The following is a 19,379-nucleotide window of genomic DNA, read 5'->3' as shown; positions in this document are numbered from 1 at the left end:
GGTGCGAGCAGGAAGGATTTCCATGGGGATCTCGCTGAACGCAGCCGACGTCCTTCCCCAGGACGCGGCGGACGCCACCCTGGTCGCGAGAGTCTTCGACCCGTCCGCGGGCGGCCCGTCGGTCGTGGCGATCCGAGGCGACGAGGTCGTCGACCTGTCGCCGCTGACGCCGACCGTGTCGTCCCTGCTGGAGCGTCCGGACGCGCTGGAGATCGTCAAGAACCACCCTGGCGGCACGTCGTGGCCGCTCGCGGAGGTGCTGGCCGCCACGACGAACCCGGCCGACGCCGTTCCCCGGTTCCTGGCACCGGTCGACCTGCAGGTGCTCAAGGCCGCCGGCGTGACCTTCGTCCGCAGCATGCTGGAGCGGGTCATCGAAGAGCGTGCCGACGGCGATCCCGCACGGGCCGAGGAAGTGCGCGCGAAGGTGGGCGCGATCGTCCAGGGCCACATCTCCCACCTCGAGCCGGGATCCGCCCAGGCCGCGGAGGTGAAGAGGGTGCTGCAGGCCGAGGGCCTGTGGTCGCAGTACCTCGAGGTCGGCATCGGACCGGACCCGGAGATCTTCACCAAGGCCCCGGTGCTCTCGGCGGTGGGCCTGGGAGCCGACGTCGGCGTTCTCGCCCGCTCGGCCTGGAACAACCCCGAGCCCGAACTCGTCCTGGTGGTCGACTCGCGCGGGAACCCGGTCGGCGCGACGCTCGGCAACGACGTCAACCTGCGCGACTTCGAAGGCCGGAGCGCTCTGCTGCTCACCGAGGCGAAGGACAACAACGCCTCCTGCGCCATCGGACCGTTCCTGCGGCTGTTCGACGACGGGTTCACCCTCGCGGACGCCAAAGCCACCGAGATCGCCCTGGACATCACCGGACCCGACGGATTCGAGCTGCACGGCGTCAATCCGGTCTCCGAGATCAGCCGGGAGCTCGAGGATCTCGTGTCCCACGCCTTCGGCGCCCACCACCGCTATCCCGACGGCTTCGCGCTGTTCACCGGCACGATGTTCGCCCCGACCGAGGACCGGGACCAGCCCGGCGAAGGGTTCACCCACAAGGTCGGGGACGTCGTCCGCATCTCCTCGCACCGGCTGGGCGCGTTGACGAACGTCGTGAACACCGCCGAGGCCGCGGCGGACTGGACGTTCGGCATCACCGCGCTGATGGAGAACCTCGCCGCCCGCGGTCTGCTGGGCTCGCGCTCGTGAGGTAGGACAGCGCGGTCTGACGAGCCGACCGGCAGGTTCGACGTGCCGTGCTCGTGTCCTCTTTCGGGTGGTTGTGGCGTGGTCGGTGCAGATCCGGCCCTCGACGGGCTATCCCTCGTGCAGCGAGGCGGACCACCTCTCCACTTTGGACGGTTGACGTGCTGGAACGCGCTGATCACAAGTCTTCTCGACCCGCTGTGGCAGCGCGGAGGCGCTGGCACCTCGCCCTGGTGGTGTCCGTGGTGGTGTCGGGCTGCACCGCCGGGCCGTTCGGGCTCACGGCCGAGGCGCCGGACGGTGCGCTGAGGGCCGACGTGGCCGTACCGGCCGAGAAGACCGTCGTGCTGGACGCCGGGCCCGGCGCGGAGTCGGCGATCGCCGTGAGCTCGGCGCTCTTCCGCAGCGCCCCCGTCGTGGTGGTGGCCGCGGAGGCGGACCGTGCGGCCTCGGCCGGAGCAGGCGCTGTCGCCGAGCGCCTGGGCGTACCGGCGCTCCAGGTTCCCGCCGCGAACGCGACTCCCGTGCGGGACGAGGTGGGGAGGTTGTCACCGCAGGTGGTGCTCGCCGTTGGCGCGGACGCACGCCGTGAGGTCGAGGCGTGGTCCGGCAAGCCCGAGGTCATCGGGATCGACGCACCCCAGGACGGTGCCACGATCACGGATCTGCCCGCCGGGCTGCCGGCCGTCGAGCCCGCCCCACCGGTGGACGTGACCGTGCTCGCGGACACCGGCCGGGACGACGCCGCCGCGGTCGCCACGGCACGGGCCGCGGGCGCGCGAGTCGTCGCGATGCGCGGCTCCGATCCGAGGAGCGACCAGGCGGCGATCGACGCGTTGCGCGCGAAGCCGTCCGCCTCGCTGCTGGCGCTGGGCGAGGACTTCGGTCCGCCGGAACGGCTGAGCAGGCGGCTCGACGCGGTGGGCCGCGGTGGCCAGCTGCCCGGCGGTGGACAGGCGCTCTTCCCCGGCAGGTTGCTCGTCTGCCTCTACGGCCATCCGGACGGGCCCGCGCTCGGTGCGCTCGGCGAGCAGGACCTCGAGGGGTCCATCGCCCGGGTCAAGAAGCTGGCCGAGGAGTACGAGCCGTTCAGCGACGTTCCCGTCGTGCCGACCCTGGAGATCATCGCCACCGTCGCCCAGGGCGCACCCGGCCCGGACGGCGACTACTCGGGCGAGACCGATGTCGAGGTGTTGCGCCCGTGGGCGGAGAGGGCCGGGAAGGAGGGCGTGTACGTGATCCTGGACCTGCAACCGGGCCGGGCCCGGCTGCTGGACCAGGCCAAGCGGTACGCGTCGCTGCTGGAGATGCCCCACGTCGGCCTGGCCGTCGACCCCGAGTGGAAGCTCGGGCCGGACCAGGTGCCGCTGCAGCAGATCGGCGGTGTCGACGCCTCGGAGATCAACGAGGTCACGGCGTGGCTCGCCGAGCTGACCGCCGCGAAGTTCCTGCCGCAGAAGTTGCTCGTGGCACACCAGTTCCAGCTGACGATGATCCGGAACGAGCAGTCGCTCGACACCACCCGCGACGAGGTGCAGCTGCTGATCCACATGGACGGGCAGGGCACGACGGGCCAGAAGGTGTCCACTTGGGACTCCGTCGTGGGCGCCCGGCCCGGTGACCTGCCGATGGGCTGGAAGAACTTCTACGACGAGGACAAGCCGATGCTCACACCGGAGCAGACCATGAGCTACAAGCCGAAGCCGTCGATGGTCTCCTACCAGTGACGCCGGTACCGGCCCGCCAGCTCAGTCCGTCTCAGGCCGGGTGCGCCGGGCGTAGGCGCGGGCGGCCCGTGCTCGGTCACCGCACCGAGTGGAACACCACTGGCGGCGGCCGTGGCGGAGCACGTAGCGGTTGCACGGGCTGGACTGGCAGGCGGTGAGCCGTTCCGCATCGGGGCTCGTGAGCAGGTCGGCCGCGTTGGCGGCGAGGGTCGCGAGGGCGTGGTCGACGATCTCCGTGGTGGGGTGCGGCGTCGCCCGATAGGGACCGCTCTTCTCGTCCCAGTGCAGCAGCGGAGCCGTGGGGACCCTGGTCAGCGCGTCGTTGACGGCCGACAGAACGGCGGGAAGGGCGGGCAGCCCGGCGACGCGGGCGTCGAACAAGGCCCTGATCTGTTCCCGCAGCGACCGCAACTGCGTGGCGCACATCTCCCGCATCCCGATGTCGACCGGCGCGAGGCCGTGCCCGGTGAGCCAGAGGTTCGTCTGCGCGGGAGTGCCGAGGAGGTCCAGCACGTGACCGCCCGGCAGTGCGACCGCGCTGTTGGCCAGAGCGAGCGACGAGTACTGCTCCTCGCCCGGCACCGGCGGCAAGGCGACTTCTGCCGTCATGCTCTCATCCACGGACCTCATGGTACGGCTTGCTTCAGTCCGTGAGAATCGCTACCGTCAGCCTCACGGATAACGAACACCCGAACCGTGAGGAATCTTTCTCGTGACTTCCGCTCCCCCGGCCACCGACCAGTTCCCCGTCCACGTCTTCGGCGGCCCGACCGCACTCTTCGAGTACGGCGGCCTGCGGTTCCTGACCGATCCGACCTTCGACGGCCCCGGCGACCACCCGGCCGGCGGAGGCGGGGTCCTGACCAAGCTCGGGCACTCCCGGATCGCGCCCGCCGACCTGGGCCGCGTCGACGTGGTGCTGCTCTCCCACGACGAGCACGCCGACAACCTCGACACCTCAGGACGGGCCCTGCTCGCCGACGTCCCGCTCACCCTCAGCACCCCCGGAGCCGAGCAGCGCCTCGGAGGCAGGACCCAGGGGTTGGCCGACTGGGAGTCCGTTGCGCTGGACCGTCCTGACGGTGGCACCGTGCTCGTGACCGGCGTGCCCGCCGTCCACGGTCCCGGCAGCCGTGAGGACGTCGAACCGTTCACCGGCCAGGTCGTCGGTTTCGTCCTAACCGGGGACGGCCTGCCGGCGGTCTACGTCAGCGGCGACAACGCCTCGCTCGCCGCCGTCGAGCAGATCGCCCAGCGGTTCGGCCCGATCGGCACCGCCGTGCTCTTCGCCGGCGCCCCGCGCTTCGCCGGTCTCTTCGGCGGCGAGCCGCTCGTGCTGGACAGCGCCCAGGCCGCGGAGGCCACGAAGATCCTCGACGCCCGCCGGGTGGTTCCGGTCCACTACGAGGGCTGGGCCCACTTCACCGAGGGCCGCGACGACCTCACCGCCGCCTTCGCCGCCGCGGGACTCTCCGACCGTCTGCAATGGACCTGAGGACTCCGCCGACAGGCTGCCTCAGTTCAGCACGAACGTCCTGATGCTGCGGGCGGGCAGCTGAGCGTTGAACGAGCCGTTCGACATGGTGAAGTCGTTGTAGTGCGCGAGAGTCGCAGTAGCACTCGTCAGCCAGGTCGAGATCGTCGCGGAACCGGTGTCCCGGACGGTGAACACGTGGTCCACCGGCGAGGTGTTCTTGTTGACGGCGACGATGACGATCCTGGCTCCGCTCTTGAACGCCGAGATGTAGACGTTCGACTGCGGGTTCGCGGTGGCGGTGATGCGCGAGTAACCGGGACGCACCCACTTCGAGAAGTGCGCCATGTTGGCGCCGCGCTTGCTGATCTGCCCGTCTTCGCGCATCGGACCGTAGGAGCGGCGGATGTACCACCACACGTAGGTCTGGAACCGGCCGTCCACCAGAGCGCGGTGGATGTGCTCGCCCACGTCGAGCGCCTGCGGCCACAGGTCGGCGGAGTCGCTGCTGTTGGGGTGGTAGACCTCGGTCATCCACAGCTCCTTCCCGTTGCCCTTCTGCCGGAACAGCGGGTACGGGAAGTCCGCGGGCTGCGTGCCGTAGAGGTGCGCGCCGATGATGTCCACGTTCGCCAGCGCGGCCGCGTCGTTGAGGACGGGGTCGGAGAGGTTCTTGCGGTACTGGAACGACTCGGGCGCGATGACCCTGGTGTTGATCGCGCCCGCGTTCTCGCGCAGGAACCTGACGATCTCGCCCGGCGTCCACGCCGTCCACTCCGCCGCGTAGTCCGGCTCGTTCTGGATCGAGATGCCGTACAGGTTCACGCCGTTGTTCGCCATGAACGCGGAGAAGTCGTTCAGGTGCTGCGCATAGGCGCCGTAAGAGGAGTAGCGCAGCCTCTTGCCCCCGGAGAAGGTCTCGGTCATCGAGGCCGGCGGGTTCCACGGCGAGGCGATGACCTTGGCGCCGAGCTCGACCGCACGCCTGGCCGTGGCGACCTCACGGCTCCAGTTGGCCCGGTCCTCGTGGACCGGGATGCGCAGCACGGTGAACCCGAGCTGTCCCGCACCGTTGCCGAACGCCGTTTCCCGCTGCGCGGCGGTGAGATCGCTGATCCAGACGGTGTGGTTCATGCCGCCGAAGCCCAGGATCGTCTGCTGCACGTTCGACGGTTCGACGACCACCGAGGTGGCCGCCGCGGCGGGTGTCCCCACCGCCAGCACCGGTAGTGCGGCGCCCGCCGCCAGCAACGTCCGCCGGCGCAAGGGCTGCGAGCCCTCGTTCTCGGACTGGTCTCGCCGTGCTGTCATGGCATCCCGACTTCCCGTCGCCCGGAGGAACCTCCCGGGAGCGCTCCCAGCGATCAGTACTACTAGTGCTCACGAGTCACGGTCAAGAACTGGCAATCGAACGCATCGAATGGCATCAGCGAATGGCGCAGGCGACGAAGTGGCACCACGCACGTCACCTCGCCGACAACCTCGACGAGCTCACCACCGACCGGCCCGCGACACGGCGGCGCCATTTGTCGAGTTCCACCAGCGCATAGGTGAGAGCGCTCAGCCCCAGGACGAACATCCAGGTGTGCCAAGGCATTGGCGCCCAGGGCGATCAACCTTCCACACGCGAGGTGAGCCCGGACCTGAGGTCGGCCGCCACCGCCTGCTGTGCTTTTGTGCAGCCCGACCGCCCGCACTCCAGGAACATGATTGCTCAAGCAGCGGACGGAAACCACGGAGGTGAACAACAAGAACGGCGACCACCGATCAACCGCCACTACCCGCGATCTTCTCCGCGCATTGACACGAACCATGGGACAACATCAATTCCAACCCAATGGAAAATATGTGTCCCAAACTGCCCTGAACAGCTGTTTTGATGCATCCAAGACAATTATCTGCCACACAGGAGGACCATTCGGGGGACTGCGGTACCGGTCAGCGCGACCGAAGGGGTACATTTCATTCCGTTACCCCGGACCTTGGTGACGTGACATGCTCCGCGAGTCGCCGCACAGGCCGCTTGACGAGGTCTTCTCCGCGTCGCTCGCGCAGCCTTTTCCGCTGACGCGTCCGCGTTGTGCGGCTTACGAACAAATCGTGTTCGGGAAATGAAGACATGAGGATCCAACAGAGTCAGATCCACCGGCTGATCGTCGCCGCGGTGGCCGGAGTTCTCGCGGTCCCGGGTTTGTGGGCGGTCGCTCCGCTGACCGCCGAGGCCGCGGTCAACTGCGTCGTGAGCGCCGGCGTGACCCAGACCGACACGGTCGTGACCGGAAGTCCCGGCAACGACACGATCGACTGCGGCGGCACGGATCCCGCCAAGACGATCTACGGCAACGGCGGCAACGACACCATCACCGGCTCCGACCTCGACGACACGATCGACGGCGGCGACGGCAACGACACCATCACCGGCGGTACCGGCAACGACACCCTCACCGGCGGGCTGGGAATCGACACGATCTCCGGCAGCGCCGGCACCGACACCCTCGCCGGCGCGTCCATCGACGGCAGCCAGGACAGCCTCGACGGCGGCCTCGGCGTCGACACCTGCCAGGGCCCCGCACCGGATCCCGACATCCACGCCAGCTGCGAGAACACGAGCACCCCGCCGGCAACGGGCCCCGGCTCGGGCACGGGCAACGCGACCGCGCTGTGCACCGCGACCGGCGGCGTCCTTTCCCTCACCGTGAGTCCAGTGGGGTACGTCTGCGTGTTCAACCCCCTCAGCCCGAAGAACCGCCGCGTCCAGGAGGCCCGCGGCATCTGCACCGGAGCAGGGGGCACGTTCGTGAGTCTGCTCCCCCTGAGCTACGCCTGCCTCCTACCGGCCACCTCACAGGGCATCCGCCTCGCGAACTGATCCAGTCGCCGGGCACCCGAACGAGGAGAGAAGTCAGGTCCTGATCCCGTCCCGTGCGTGCCCCGGTCTCCGCGGAGGCCGGGGACTCGTTCCGAACGCGCCTCCGGGTGCACCCCAGGCCGAAGCGTCCTGCCCGGCGGAATCCAGTCCGATGTGGACGTACGGGTCCTCTCGGCACCCGGCAGGGCTCCTCGCCGGTCAGGCCCGTCGCTCACTCTTACGCCCGCCGGACGTCGTCCAGCGGGCGTACACCGGGTAGGCTGGACCTGTTGATCCTGATGCGGTCACGCAAGCCGTGGGCCTAGACCTCGCTACGTCCAGGAGCGACTGGGAGCAGTCGACGTGGTGGAGGAATTCGGTGCCAACCGTGCACGAACGGTCGTTGGTCGGCGGTGTGATCCCAGGTGCGCGTACCTGATGAACCCCACCGGTCCTTGAGTGACGCACGAGCGACGGTGATGGCCGCGCTTCGTGACAACGAGAGCAAGCTCGACACGCTGGCGCGCGTCATCCGCGCGTGTGTGGACGTGCTGCCGGTGGACGGCGCGTCGATCTCGGTGATGAGCGGCCCGCGGGAGCGGGAGACGTTGTACGCCAGCGACCAGATCGCCTCCAAGATCGAGGACGTCCAGTTCGACCTGGGTGAGGGGCCGTGCTTCGAGGCTTTCGCGACTCGCAGGCCGGTGCTGGTCCCCGATCTGGCCCGCGCATCGGTCGTGGAGTGGCCGGTGTTCGCGGCGGCGATCACCGCGCTGCCCATCGGCGCGATCTTCGCGTTCCCGCTGCAGGCGGGGGCGATCGGCATAGGCGCGGTCGACCTCTACCGCCGGCGGCCCGGCTGGTTGTCGGGTGAGGAGCTCGCCGTCGCGCTGGAGGTGGTCGACGTCGTGGCCGCGGTGCTGCTCGGAGTGCTGCTGGGTGACTTCGACGGCACCGACGGCCTGCGCGGTGTGCTGTCGCCCGGCCGCGAACAGGTGCACCAGGCCACCGGCATGATCCTCGCGGCCCTCGACATCTCCGCGGAGGAGGCCCTGTCACGGCTGCGGGGGTACGCCTTCGTGATGGGGAGAGCGCTGGACGACGTCGCCAAGGACATCGTGAGCCGCAGGCTGTCACCGCTGGAACTGGGCAAATGAACCACGCACGAGACCTCGATGGCGACCCGGTCCTGGCAGCACTACCGTCGGACGAAGAAGACAGGAGCTGGTGATGAGCGGTGGCGCACCGTCCCGGACAGAGCGAGAGTCACGACTGCTCCGTGCGTTCGTCCAGTTGGCGGACACGCTGGTAGACGACTACGACGTGGTGGACGTGCTGCACCGGCTGGTCGAGCACTGCGTGCAGTTGCTGGACGCGACGGTGGCCGGGTTGATGCTGTCCGATCAGCACGGTGGCCTGCGTGTGGTGGCCTATTCGTCGGCCCAGACGCGGATGCTGGAGCTGTTCCAGCTGCAGGCGAGCGAAGGCCCGTGCCTGGACTGCGTGCACAGCGGTGAGGCGGTGCTGGTCGCGGACCTGTCGACGGAGACTCAGCGCTGGCCCCGGTTCGCGCCGCTCGCCATCAAGGAGGGTTTCTCCTCGGTGCACGCGGTGCCGATGAGGCTGCGCCGCGAGACCATCGGCACGTTGAACCTGTTCCGCCGCGAGACCGGCTTGCTCAGCGAGGAGGACGTGCTCGTCGTGCGCGCCCTGGCGGACACGGCGACGATCGGAATCCTGCAGGAACGCGCCATCCGGCGCGGCGAGGTCGTCACCGAGCAACTGCAGACGGCGCTGAACAGCCGGGTCGTCATCGAGCAGGCCAAGGGTGTGCTGGCGTTCGCCGGAAACGTGGAGATGGAGCCCGCGTTCAACGCGCTGCGCGGCTACGCGCGCAACAACGGTCGCCGCCTTGCCGATGTGGCCCGGGAAGTCGTCACGGGTGAGCTGCGCCCCGAGGACCTCCTCACCCTGCAGCCCCGTCGTACTGACAGCTGACCGTCGCGTCCCTGTGCCTCGCCTTCCGGGCCGACGACCACCCGCACTGTGGTGTTCCGGACGAGCACGGTGTGGGTAGCCTTGCACCGCTGACAGATGCAGCAACCGCCCGGACCCGCGGTCTCATCACCTCGCCAGAGGAGAACACCGTGGGCGGCAGTACCGAGCCAGTCGCGTTCACGCGCATGAGGATCGCACTCGTCTCCGTTCACGCCGACCCGCTGACCGAACCGGGCACGACCGACACCGGAAACCAGAGTCTGCACGTAGCGGGGCTTGCGACCGCGTTGTCCGCTCTCGGTCACCAGGTGGTCGTCTACACGCGGCGCGCTCACCCCCACGTTCCGCAGAGTGAGCGAACCGCCGCCGGTTACGAGGTCGTGCGGGTGTCGGCCGGGCCCGCCATGAGGCTGGGCGCGGAGGAAGTACTCGCCCACGCGGGAGACTTCGTCGAGTTCCTCAAGCTCGTCTGGAAGGCTCGCCGCCCTGATGTCGTGCACGGTCACGGCTGGCTGTCCGGCATCGCGGCTGTGCTGAGCGCCCGGAACAGCGACGTGCCCGTCGTGCAGACGTACCACTCGGAGGGTGCGGTTCCGCAGCACGACCAACGCGCGCACGATCCGGACTCGACCAAACGCCTGGCCGTCGAGCGGCTGGTCGGTCACGAGGTCGCCCACGTCGTCGCGACCTCTTCAGCGGAAGCGCGCGCTGTGCTCGGAATGGGCGTGGACCGGTCGAAACTCGCCGTGGTGCCGAGAGGCATCGATCTCGGCCTGTTCGTGCTGGGACGCGCACCCGTCGACCGGCGTCGCCCGCGCAAGATCGTCTCGGTGGGCAGGTTGTTGCCGCGCAACGGATTCGACGACCTGATCCGCGCTCTGTCCACAACAGACGGAGCTGAGCTGGTGATCGCCGGCGGCGCGCAGGGGGATGTCGGCGGCGATGCGGAGGCGAAAAGACTGCGCACGCTGGCCCGTTCGGCGGGTGTCGGCGACCGTGTCTCGTTCGCAGGTCACGTGCCGTACGCCGAACTGCCCGCGCTGCTGCGGTCCGCGGATGTGGTGGCGTGCACCCCGCGGCACCGGTCGTCCGATGGCGTGGCGCTGGAAGCGATGGCCTGCGGCACCGCCGTTCTCGCCACCGCGGTCGGCGGTCTCGTCGACGTCGTGCTGGACGGGCTCACCGGCGTGCTGGTCCCGCCGGGAAAACCGGGGGCGACAGCCAAGGCGCTGAGGGCCTTGCTCGCCGACGGCATCCACCGGGATGTGCTCGGCGCGGCAGGACAAGACCGGGCACACGCGAGGTATTCGTGGCACCGTGTCGCGTCCGACCTCGTCCGCGTCTACTCGGCCGCGGCGGGCACCCGCACGACGGCTCCTGCCACCGCCAGGGCACGGTCCGCACGCGCTCAGGCGGGTTGAGCGCCGGGGTGATGAATCCCCTACGGCAGGCTGGCGTGCCGGCACGCCAGCGCCTCGCCGACGTCGAGGTGGAGGTCCAGGAGGCCGGACAACCCGGTGATCGTCAGCGGTGAGCGCACCTGGCGGGTGCGCGCGACCACGCACAGGCTGGTACCCGTCCGCTCCGCCATCTCCCGCACGTGCACCAGAACGGTGAGACCGGCCGCGCTCAGGAAGCTCACCTCGGAGAGGTCGACGACGAGGTGGTGGGTGAACCGCAGTTGTTCGGCGATGCGGTCGCGCAGCACCGCGCAGGTGATCATGTCCACCTCACCGCTGACGGCGACCACGACCGCTCCGGACGGGGCGGTCCGCAGGGTGGTGGTGAGGAGTTCGGCGAGCCGACGGCGCGTCTGAACAGGTCGCGGGCCGCTGATCGTGGTGATATCCATGTGTGCCACGGGACCTTCCCTCGTCGGCTGACGCCGCGCCGGGGTCCGGGGCACTTGCCTCAACGCTACACCCACCACGCCCGACGCGGAAGCTCCGCGACCTGGGCACTGGTCCACGCGTGGAACGTCCACAGTGGATTCCAAGACCCGGTCAGCAGGGCCGGCATTCGCGAGGACTGATCACCGAGTACCGACCGCCTCGTCGAGGAAACCGCCGGACTGGTGGTGCCACAGCTTCGCGTACGTCCCCGCGGCGTCGAGGAGTTCCGCGTGGGTGCCCTGCTCGACGATCCGACCCCGGTCGAGCACGATCAGCTGGTCCATTCGCACGACCGTGCTCAGCCGGTGTGCCACGACGATCGCGGTGCGGCCCTCCATGAGCCGCCACAACGCCTCCTGGACGAGCACCTCGCTCTCCGAGTCCAGCGCGCTGGTCGCCTCGTCCAGCAGCAGGATCGGCGCGTCGCGCAGGATGGCGCGGGCCAGCGCTACCCGCTGCCGCTGCCCGCCGGACAGCTTGATGCCGCGTTCGCCGACCATCGTGTCGAACCCGTCGGGCAGCGCGTCCGCGAACTCCGTCACGTGCGCGGCGTGTGCGGCGCGGTGGATTTCGGCTTCGGTCGCGCCCGGCCGTGCGAACGCGATGTTCTCGCGCAGCGTCCGGTGGAACATGGCCGGGTCCTGCGGCACGTACCCGATCAGGCCGCGCAGGTCGGCCTGGCCCAGGCGGGCGATGTCCTGGCCGCCGATGAGGATGCGGCCCCGATCGACGTCCATGAGCCGCAGGAGCAACCGGGTGAGCGTGGTCTTACCGCCGCCGGAACGGCCGACGAGCCCTATCCGCGTTCCGGCCGGGATGTTCAGGTCGAGCCCGTCGAACAGCGGCTCGCCTCCGCCGTGCGTGAACACGACGTTCTCGAACCGGACACGGGAGTCCCTCGCGCGCAACGGTTCCGGATGCGGCAGGTCGAGCACGGTCGGCGGGTCGAGCAGCAGTTCGGTGAACTGGGCCGCCTCGGTGAGCGCGCTCTCCACCTGCCGGTAGATCTGGTTGAACTCGAACATGATCCGCGTCGCGTTCCCGAAGTAGGCGAACGTCACCACGATCGCCTCCACGCCGAGCCCGTCGCTGACGCCGATCGCGACCACGAGGCCGAGCACGTTGGTGAGCACGGACAGCGGTGCGATGACGGTGTCGATGCGCAGGTTGTTGTAGTCCCACGACCGCAGCGCCAGCGTGCGCTGCTTGGCGGCGCGGGTCCGGTGCTCCGCGCCCTCGCGCCGCTCGGCGGCGAACGCCCGCACCGTCTCCATGTTCGTGAGCGTGTCCGAGACGTGGCCGGACACCTCGGCGATGGCGGCCTCGCGCTGGTCGACCAGCCGCTGGCGCTGGCGGATCAGCGGCGCGACCACGCATCCCGTGACCAGGATCAGGCCGATCAGCACCGCGACGAGCACCGGGTGGTAGCTCCACAGCACGACGCAGGCGAAACCCAGCGGGATGAGGTTGGCGAAGATCTTGAACGCCAGGGTGTCGACGAAGTCCTCGAAGCGGAACGCGAAGCTCAGCACCCGTTTGGTGAGCGACCCGGCGAAGTTGTCGTGGAAGAACGCCGCGTCCTTGGCCAGCAGCTCGTCCATCGCGAGGGCGGACAGGTTCTCGATCCCGCGGCCGTCCACTCGGTTGAGGCAGTGCAAACCGATGCGCCACAACAGTTCCGACAGCAGCATGAAACCGCCGAAGGCCAGCACGTACGGCAGGACGACGCCGAGGCTCGTACCGCCCCCGCCCGCGAGCTTCCCCACGAGCCCGCCCACGGCCAGCGGCGCGAGGTAGAGCTGGCACGTGACGCCCAGCGCGGGCAACACGAGTGCGCCCGCGGTGAGGAAACCGTGGCGCCGCAGTTCCTTCCCGTACAGGCGCAGAGCGAGTGGCACCGCGTTCTTGCGGACAGGTCTTTCTGATGCTGACGCGACCATCCGACCCCCCTCCGGACACCTCGGCTTCCTCATGCTGCCGCAGGAGGTCCGGTCGCGGCGATCGAATATCGCCGCGTCCACGCGGCCGGCGGGGGATGATCAGGAAAGCAGCAGCCGCGGCACCACCCGCACGTAGACGACCATGCCGGCCACTTCGACGAGCGTCTGCGTCACCACGACGACAGCGGCGACGTCGCCGGGCAAGGCCAGTGCCAGCGGCAGCACGACCAGCGAGTTCCGCGTCGCCCCGGTGAACACGATCGCGCGGCCTGCCGCGACGTCCAGGCGGAACACCCTGGCGACCAGGAGCCCGGCGAACGCCATGACCACGAGGAACAGCACGTAGAACGGTGCCACGCGCGCGACCTGCGTCAGGTCGCCACCGAGTTTCGGCACCTGCGACGCGACCACGGCGAACAGGGTCGCGGCCATCAACGGCACCATCGTCGTGCTGATCGCGCCGATCATCCGCCCCGCCCGCGCCTGGGTGAGCCACGCGAGCGCCAGCGGGATCACGATCAGCACGACGAAGGCCTCGACGAACGGCCCGGGGTCGACGACGGCCAGGCCGGAGCCGAGGAAGAGCCACAGGTAACCGGGCAGCAGCACCATCTGCGCGAGCAGCAGCAACGGTGTGGCGGCGAGCAGGCGCCGGCTGTCGCCACCGGCCAGCCCGCTGAACACGATCACGTAGTCGACGCACGGCGTGAGCAGCACCAGCAACACGCCCAGCCGCACGGCCTGATCGTCCGGCAGGAACGTGAAGAGCGCGGCCACCACCAACGGCACCACCACGAAGTTCACGACGAGAGCGGCCGCGAGGAACCGCCCGGCCCGCAGCGAACGCCCGAGCTCGGCCACCGGCACCTGCAGGAACGTCACGTACAGCAGGACCGCCAGCACGGGGTTGATGGCGTGTTCGAGCACCGGGCCGGCTCCCGGAGCGGCCCAGCCCGCCACCGCTCCCGCCGCCAGCGCGCCGAGGTAGACGGCGACCTGGTGACGTTCGATCCCCGCGACGAACCCCGGCACGGCACCCTCCCGATCAGATGATCAGGACGATATCCCCTGGCAGGCGCCTCGCCCGCTCACCCCGGTCCGGCGAAAGGCAGCGGGCACGACGGCGAGTGCGAGCAGGTGACGAGGTCGTCGCACCCGGCCGAGATCGCCGCGCGCAGGGTGTCGCGGACGACCTCCAGGTCAGCGATCCTCGCCTCGACCTCGCCGAGTTTCACCTCGGCGCGTGCGCGCAGACCGGGGCGGCGGGAGCCGAGCGCGAGCAGGTCGGCGATCTCGTCGAGGGTGAACCCGAGCCGTTGCGCCGCCTTGATCACGCGGATCACCGCCACCGTGCCGGGCGGGTAGAGCCGATGCCCGCCGAGCGACCGCTCCGGCGGGGCGAGCAGGCCGACGCGCTCGTAGTACCGCAGCGTCTCCCGGTTCACCCCGGCCGCCTCGGCGACCTCCCCCGTCCGCATCCCGCTCACCTCGCCGCCAGCGCGTCGAGCACCTCGGCCCGCGAGTCCGGCACCGAGATCGCGAGGCTCAGGCCACCCCCGGTCGCCGTCAGCTCGAACGTGAAGAACGAGCAGCAGCCCGTCTCCCGCACCGCCAGGTCCGCCGCACGGGCGGCGACCTCCGGCCGTCGCTCCAGGTCCAGCACCAGCCGCGTCCTCACGGGACGGTGGCGTGCGGCGCCGGCGAGCAGGTCGTCGAACTCGGCCAGGCGTAGCGGTCGCTCGGCCGTGGGCAGGGTGCACGCCCAGTTCTCCGGTTCCTCCATGACTCGACGGTAAGCCCGTACCGGGGTACCGGATGCAAGTCCGTGCGGGGCGCGGTCCGGTCAGGCGACGTCCATGCGGAGGAACTCCCTGATGCGCAGCGACTTCGGCGGGCGCTTCACTCCTTCGGCGAGTGCCGCGAACGCCTCCGCCTCGCCCACCACGCGCGGCGCGGTCACCTCGACGTCCTCGCCGTTGACCGTGAGCGTCGCGTGCCCGGCCACCAGGACGTTGCGCACCCAGTCCGAGCGCGACCCGTAGACCAGGACGACCAGGAAGCCGCCCTCGACCGGATGCGCCTCCATCGGGGTGCGGTAGGGCATCCCCGAGTTGCGGCCGACGTGGGTGAGCACCGCCCACCTGCCGCTCTTCAGCGCGTGCGGGTTGAACACCCGCTTGTTGATGTGACCCCACCATCTGGGCATCGGCATGTCGGTCTCCTCTCCTGTTCCAAGACGCGTTCGGGGCGCCGAACCGTTGAAGTACCGTGCGCGCGTGGAGATCACCGACGACCGCGCCTTCCCCGCCGCGCTGACCGCGCTGAGCAGAATCGACTTCCCGTGGGAGTACGACGAGAAGGCCGACGAGCCCGCGCCGGGCAACATGGACTACGAGCCGTACGAGGAGTTCGAGTCGGCCGGGGACACGACCGACTGGATCAGGTCGTGGACGGGCAACGAGGACCTGGACGGGGCCGAGTTCCGGCTCTTCGGGAAGGACGGCACCGGCGGGCTCGCCGTGCTGTGGCTGGTGCGGGAGGGGCCGCTGACCGCCCAGCCCGTCGTGTTCTTCGGGTCGGAGGGCGAGGTCGGGCCCGTCGCCACGAACCTGAGCGAGTTCCTCTGGCTGCTCGCGGGCGGGGTGGGGCCGCAGGAGGCCGTCGAGTTCGGGGCGGACAGCGGTGTGCCGAACGAGGAACTGCGTGCCGTCGCCGAGAAGTACTCCGGGCTCGAGCCGCTCACGCCGGCCGAGGTGCTCGCAAGGGCGCGGGCGGAGTTCCCCGGCTTCGCCGAGACGGTCCAGTCCTGGTGCCGCTAGTCCGCGAGGGGAACCGGTACTCGTTCCGGTTCCCCGATGGTCTACACCACCAGGTGAACGCGGGTTACGCTCAGCGAACCCTGTTGTGCCGCAAGGTAAACAGGACCTCGTCCCCCGGAGGTCTGCCCTGTGAGAAAGTTCCTCGCGGCCGCACTTCTGCTCGGTGCCGCCGTCGTCCCCACCGGAACGGCCGCCGCGGCCGACCCGATCTACAAGGACCCCTCCCAGCCGATCCCGGCTCGTGTCGCCGACCTGCTGGGCCGCATGTCGCTCGACGAGAAGGTCGGGCAGATGACGCAGGCCGAGCGCAACTCGGTCAGCAACGCCGACCTCGCCACCTTCCGGATCGGCTCGCTGCTGTCCGGCGGCGGGTCCGCGCCCTCGCCGAACAACGCCACGTCGTGGGCGGACATGTACGACAACTTCCAGCGCGCGGCGATCGCGACGCCGCTGGGCATTCCCCTGGTCTACGGCGTCGACGCCGTGCACGGCCACAACAACGTCGTCGGCGCCACGATCTTCCCGCACAACATCGGCCTGGGCGCGACGCGTGATCCCGGACTGGTGCAGCGGATCGGCCGCGCCACGGCCGAGGAGGTCTCGGGCACCGGCATCGACTGGGACTTCGCGCCGTGCCTGTGCGTCGCGCGCAACGACCGGTGGGGCCGCACCTACGAGTCGTTCGGCGAGACGCCCCAGGACGCCACGGCGATGACGACGATGATCACCGGCCTGCAGGGCGCGAAGCTGTCGGACTCCGGCTCGGTGCTCGCCACCGCCAAGCACTACATCGGCGACGGCGGCACGACCAACGGCACCGACCAGGGCAACACCCAGGTCAGCGAGGCCGAGCTGCGCGCGACGCACCTGCCGCCGTTCCGCGACGCCATCGCCAGGGGCGTCGGCTCGGTGATGATCACCTACAGCAGCTGGAACGGCACGAAGCTGCACGGGCACAAGTACTTGATCACCGACGTGCTGAAGAACGAGCTCGGCTTCAGCGGCCTCGTCGTGTCGGACTGGAACGCCATCGACCAGATCGACGGCCAGCCCGGCTTCACCGCCGCCGAGGTGCGCGACTCGATCAACGCCGGCCTCGACATGATCATGGTGCCGACCGCGTGGCGGCAGTTCATCACCTACCTCAAGCAGGAGGTGCAGGCGGGACGCGTGCCGATGTCGCGCATCGACGACGCCAACCGCCGCATCCTCACCAAGAAGTTCGAGCTCGGCCTCTTCGAGAAGCCGCTGACCGACCGCGCGTACACGCCGACCGTGGGCAACGCCGCACACCGCGCGCTGGCCCGTGAGGCGGTGCGCAAGTCGCAGGTGCTGCTGAAGAACCAGAACGGCGTGCTGCCGCTGCCGAAGACCTCGTCGAAGATCTTCGTCGCGGGCAAGAGCGCCGACAACATCGGCTACCAGAGCGGCGGCTGGACGATCTCGTGGCAGGGCGGCAGCGGTCCGGTGACGCCGGGAACCACCGTGCTGCAAGGCATCCGCTCGGCCGTGTCCCCGTCCACCACGGTGACGTACAACCGCAACGGCACCGGCATCGACGGCACGTACCAGGCCGCGATCGCCGTCGTCGGCGAGACCCCGTACACCGAGGGCGCGGGCGACCGGCCAGGCGGCCTGGGGCTCGACGCCGAGGACATCGCGACCCTCAACACCCTGCGCGCCACCGGTGTCCCTGTCGTGGTGGTGCTCGTGTCCGGCCGCCCGCTGGACGTCGCGGCGCAGCTGCCGCAGTGGCACGCCCTGGTCGCGGCCTGGCTGCCGGGCACCGAGGGCAACGGCGTCGCGGACGTCCTGTTCGGCGACCACAGGCCGACCGGCACGCTGCCGTTCACGTGGATGCAGAGCGCCTCGCAGCAGCCGATCAACGTCGGCGACGGCAAGGCTCCCCTGTTCCCGTACGGGTTCGGCGCCCAGTTCCCCGCCACGCAGAACGCCTACGGCATCATCGGTGCCTCCTACTACGACGAGCAGCGCGGCACCCAGGTCGAGCGGTGCACCGACTCCGGCTGCGGGCAGAACGTCGGCTACCTGACACCGGGCGACCACGTGGCCTACGCGGACGTCGACTTCGGCGCCACGCCGCCGACCTCGGTGACCACGCGGATCGCGTCCGGCTCCACGGCGAACGGCACCCTGCAGTTCCGCCTCGGCAGCCCGACCGGCCCGCTGGTCGCGACCGTCCCGGCGGCGAGCACGGGCGGGTGGCAGACGTGGACCAGCCGCACCTCCGCCGCGTCCGGCGCGACGGGCGTCCACCGGCTCTACCTGGTGGCGGCCGGCGGCACGGGCGGTGACCTGGCGAACGTGAACTGGTTCCAGTTCGCCCGCTAGAGGCCGACGGCTGAACGGGGTTCCTGGCGGGAGCCCCGTTCGGCCTTGTCCCGCGCAGTGCTGATGACCGCACACCAGCAGAGGAACGCGAGACCCAGCCAGACGTAGGTGTTGCCGGCGAGGTGCTGCCACCACGTCCACGCCAGCTCCCGGTCTCCCGCCGTGGGCAGCAGCCAGTGCGGGCCGACCGCGAACACCGCCGCGACCGCGATCCGCACCCAGCCCCGCAGCAGCAGCAAGGCGGGCGCGATCCACACCCAGTGGTGCGACCAGGACACCGGTGAGATCAGCAGACCCGTAGCCGCGACCGCAACAAGCGCGGTGAGGTCGTCGCGCAACCGCGGCAACAGCACGATCGTCGACACGAGCAAGGCGGCCACACCGGCGAACCACAGGAACTCCGGGGCGCCGAGCCGGAACAGCAGGCCGCGCAACGACTGGTTCGCGCTGTAGGAGAGGCCGCCGACCCGCGCGGGGTCGAGCATGGCGTGGAACCAGAACTGCTTGGACTGGTCCGGCGCGAGCGCCCAGCCGAGCAGGCCGCACGCCGCGAACGTCGCCACGGCGGTCAGCGCGGGCCGCCACCGCCCGCGGGACAGGAAGAACAGCACGAAGATCGCCGGGGTCAGCTTGACCGCGGCGGCCAGCCCGACCAGCAGGCCGCGTGGCCACGGCGTGCGCGGCAGCAGGCAGTCGGCGGCGACCAGGCCGAACAGGATCAGGTTGACCTGCCCCATGTCGAGGGTGATCCGCAGCGGTTCGAGCAGCAGGCACAGCGCGACCAGGCCGAAACCGGCCCACCTGCGGACCGCCGCCGTGCACAGACCGATGCCCGCGGCCGTGAACAGAACCGCCGTGAGAGCCAGGGGAAGTGGCGCCAGAACGCCGAACACCATCGCCGCGAAGGGCGGGTAGGTGAACGGCAGTCCCCTCGGGCCGTGGAAACCCGCGGTGTACAGGTCGGTGCCGGCGAGCCACGCCTCCCCGCCCGCGAGGTACACGCGCAGGTCCAGCACACCGGTGCCGAAGCTGCGCACGAAGACCCAGACGAGCAGACCGGCAACCGTTGCGCCCCAGAGGTTTCTCACAGCACAGAACACTGCTGTGCGACGAGGTCCCGCCGGATCG

The 19,379-nt window shown here is 70.0% G+C and carries 18 protein-coding genes and 1 pseudogene; 10 read left to right on the top strand and 9 right to left on the bottom strand.

Annotated features, from left to right (window positions below):
* Positions 1 to 22 precede the first annotated feature (22 nt).
* Both ORI60_RS12295 and ORI60_RS12290 read left to right on the top strand, forming a co-directional pair.
* Positions 23 to 1,204, top strand: coding sequence for a fumarylacetoacetate hydrolase family protein (locus ORI60_RS12295; protein ID WP_266037245.1), 1,182 nt, complete (start codon positions 23 to 25; stop codon positions 1,202 to 1,204).
* A gap of 197 nt (positions 1,205 to 1,401) precedes the next feature.
* Positions 1,402 to 2,928 (top strand): hypothetical protein, encoded by a 1,527-nt coding sequence (locus ORI60_RS12290; RefSeq protein ID WP_266037242.1) that lies wholly within the window; start codon positions 1,402 to 1,404, stop codon positions 2,926 to 2,928.
* Between the two features lie 21 nt (positions 2,929 to 2,949).
* Here the strand turns inward: ORI60_RS12290 and ORI60_RS12285 are convergent, their stop codons facing one another.
* Entirely contained in the window at positions 2,950 to 3,558 is a 609-nt protein-coding gene (locus tag ORI60_RS12285; protein WP_266037240.1) for a CGNR zinc finger domain-containing protein, read from the bottom strand.
* Positions 3,559 to 3,640: 82 nt separating this feature from the next.
* Here ORI60_RS12285 and ORI60_RS12280 point away from each other — a divergent pair, with 82 nt between their 5' ends.
* Entirely contained in the window at positions 3,641 to 4,423 is a 783-nt protein-coding gene (locus ORI60_RS12280; protein ID WP_266037238.1) for an MBL fold metallo-hydrolase, read from the top strand.
* 21 nt (positions 4,424 to 4,444) lie between these two features.
* Here the strand turns inward: ORI60_RS12280 and ORI60_RS12275 are convergent, their stop codons facing one another.
* Positions 4,445 to 5,713 carry a glycoside hydrolase family 30 beta sandwich domain-containing protein gene (locus ORI60_RS12275; RefSeq protein WP_266037236.1) on the bottom strand — a complete coding sequence of 423 codons (1,269 nt, stop codon included), beginning with the start codon at positions 5,711 to 5,713 and terminating at the stop codon, positions 4,445 to 4,447.
* 808 nt (positions 5,714 to 6,521) lie between these two features.
* Here ORI60_RS12275 and ORI60_RS12270 point away from each other — a divergent pair.
* The 4 genes from ORI60_RS12270 (at position 6,522) to ORI60_RS12255 (ending at position 10,669) form a co-directional block, all read left to right on the top strand.
* Positions 6,522 to 7,271 (top strand): calcium-binding protein, encoded by a 750-nt coding sequence (locus ORI60_RS12270; RefSeq protein ID WP_266037235.1) that lies wholly within the window; start codon positions 6,522 to 6,524, stop codon positions 7,269 to 7,271.
* A gap of 458 nt (positions 7,272 to 7,729) precedes the next feature.
* Complete coding sequence (locus ORI60_RS12265; RefSeq protein ID WP_266037234.1) at positions 7,730 to 8,407, top strand: GAF and ANTAR domain-containing protein; 678 nt, start codon at positions 7,730 to 7,732, stop codon at positions 8,405 to 8,407.
* A 136-nt stretch (positions 8,408 to 8,543) separates the two neighbouring features.
* Positions 8,544 to 9,248 (top strand): GAF and ANTAR domain-containing protein, encoded by a 705-nt coding sequence (locus ORI60_RS12260; RefSeq protein WP_323055903.1) that lies wholly within the window; start codon positions 8,544 to 8,546, stop codon positions 9,246 to 9,248.
* A gap of 185 nt (positions 9,249 to 9,433) precedes the next feature.
* Positions 9,434 to 10,669 (top strand): glycosyltransferase, encoded by a 1,236-nt coding sequence (locus tag ORI60_RS12255; protein ID WP_266037232.1) that lies wholly within the window; start codon positions 9,434 to 9,436, stop codon positions 10,667 to 10,669.
* Positions 10,670 to 10,689: 20 nt separating this feature from the next.
* Here the strand turns inward: ORI60_RS12255 and ORI60_RS12250 are convergent, their stop codons facing one another.
* From ORI60_RS12250 to ORI60_RS12225, 6 genes are all read right to left on the bottom strand, one after another.
* On the bottom strand, positions 10,690 to 11,100 hold the full coding sequence (locus tag ORI60_RS12250; RefSeq protein ID WP_266037293.1) for an STAS domain-containing protein: 411 nt from the start codon (positions 11,098 to 11,100) through the stop codon (positions 10,690 to 10,692).
* A 180-nt stretch (positions 11,101 to 11,280) separates the two neighbouring features.
* Positions 11,281 to 13,038: an ABC transporter ATP-binding protein gene (locus ORI60_RS12245; RefSeq protein ID WP_266037230.1), complete on the bottom strand. Its 1,758-nt coding sequence runs from the start codon at positions 13,036 to 13,038 to the stop codon at positions 11,281 to 11,283.
* Positions 13,039 to 13,179: 141 nt separating this feature from the next.
* A complete protein-coding gene (locus ORI60_RS12240; protein ID WP_266037228.1) occupies positions 13,180 to 14,112 on the bottom strand; it encodes an arsenic resistance protein in 933 nt (310 codons plus the stop codon).
* Between the two features lie 56 nt (positions 14,113 to 14,168).
* Entirely contained in the window at positions 14,169 to 14,558 is a 390-nt protein-coding gene (locus ORI60_RS12235) for a MerR family transcriptional regulator (protein ID WP_266037227.1), read from the bottom strand.
* Between the two features lie 5 nt (positions 14,559 to 14,563).
* On the bottom strand, positions 14,564 to 14,863 hold the full coding sequence (locus ORI60_RS12230) for a hypothetical protein (RefSeq protein ID WP_266037225.1): 300 nt from the start codon (positions 14,861 to 14,863) through the stop codon (positions 14,564 to 14,566).
* Positions 14,864 to 14,923: 60 nt separating this feature from the next.
* Complete coding sequence (locus ORI60_RS12225) at positions 14,924 to 15,292, bottom strand: nitroreductase family deazaflavin-dependent oxidoreductase (RefSeq protein WP_266037224.1); 369 nt, start codon at positions 15,290 to 15,292, stop codon at positions 14,924 to 14,926.
* A 64-nt stretch (positions 15,293 to 15,356) separates the two neighbouring features.
* On the opposite strand from ORI60_RS12225, the gene ORI60_RS12220 reads away from it, so the two are divergent.
* The 3 genes and pseudogenes from ORI60_RS12220 to ORI60_RS12210 all read left to right on the top strand — a co-directional run bounded on the left by ORI60_RS12220 (position 15,357) and on the right by ORI60_RS12210 (position 18,251).
* Complete coding sequence (locus ORI60_RS12220) at positions 15,357 to 15,899, top strand: hypothetical protein (protein ID WP_266037223.1); 543 nt, start codon at positions 15,357 to 15,359, stop codon at positions 15,897 to 15,899.
* 129 nt (positions 15,900 to 16,028) lie between these two features.
* A pseudogene (locus ORI60_RS12215) lies at positions 16,029 to 17,837 on the top strand (glycoside hydrolase family 3 protein); the annotation flags it as partial.
* 24 nt (positions 17,838 to 17,861) lie between these two features.
* Positions 17,862 to 18,251: a carbohydrate-binding protein gene (locus ORI60_RS12210; RefSeq protein WP_266037292.1), complete on the top strand. Its 390-nt coding sequence runs from the start codon at positions 17,862 to 17,864 to the stop codon at positions 18,249 to 18,251.
* Here ORI60_RS12210 and ORI60_RS12205 read toward each other — a convergent pair.
* On the bottom strand, positions 18,248 to 19,339 hold the full coding sequence (locus ORI60_RS12205; RefSeq protein ID WP_266037222.1) for a glycosyltransferase 87 family protein: 1,092 nt from the start codon (positions 19,337 to 19,339) through the stop codon (positions 18,248 to 18,250). The genes ORI60_RS12210 and ORI60_RS12205 overlap by 4 nt on opposite strands.
* Positions 19,340 to 19,379: the final 40 nt, after the last annotated feature.

The organism is Lentzea sp. NEAU-D7, assembly GCF_026242055.1.
Lineage (GTDB): Bacteria > Actinomycetota > Actinomycetes > Mycobacteriales > Pseudonocardiaceae > Lentzea.
This window is presented reverse-complemented; position numbering and strand designations above follow the sequence as displayed.

Bases quoted from the DNA above. Each gene is read 5' to 3' on its own strand.
- ORI60_RS12285 (WP_266037240.1), bottom strand. From the start codon at position 3,558: ATGAGGTCCGTGGATGAGAGCATGACGGCAGAAGTCGCCTTGCCGCCG.
- ORI60_RS12295 (WP_266037245.1), top strand. From the start codon at position 23: ATGGGGATCTCGCTGAACGCAGCCGACGTCCTTCCCCAGGACGCGGCG.
- ORI60_RS12270 (WP_266037235.1), top strand. From the start codon at position 6,522: ATGAGGATCCAACAGAGTCAGATCCACCGGCTGATCGTCGCCGCGGTG.
- ORI60_RS12255 (WP_266037232.1), top strand. From the start codon at position 9,434: ATGAGGATCGCACTCGTCTCCGTTCACGCCGACCCGCTGACCGAACCG.
- ORI60_RS12250 (WP_266037293.1), bottom strand. From the start codon at position 11,100: ATGGATATCACCACGATCAGCGGCCCGCGACCTGTTCAGACGCGCCGT.
- ORI60_RS12230 (WP_266037225.1), bottom strand. From the start codon at position 14,863: ATGGAGGAACCGGAGAACTGGGCGTGCACCCTGCCCACGGCCGAGCGA.
- ORI60_RS12225 (WP_266037224.1), bottom strand. From the start codon at position 15,292: ATGCCGATGCCCAGATGGTGGGGTCACATCAACAAGCGGGTGTTCAAC.
- ORI60_RS12265 (WP_266037234.1), top strand. From the start codon at position 7,730: ATGGCCGCGCTTCGTGACAACGAGAGCAAGCTCGACACGCTGGCGCGC.
- ORI60_RS12235 (WP_266037227.1), bottom strand. From the start codon at position 14,558: ATGCGGACGGGGGAGGTCGCCGAGGCGGCCGGGGTGAACCGGGAGACG.
- ORI60_RS12275 (WP_266037236.1), bottom strand. From the start codon at position 5,713: ATGACAGCACGGCGAGACCAGTCCGAGAACGAGGGCTCGCAGCCCTTG.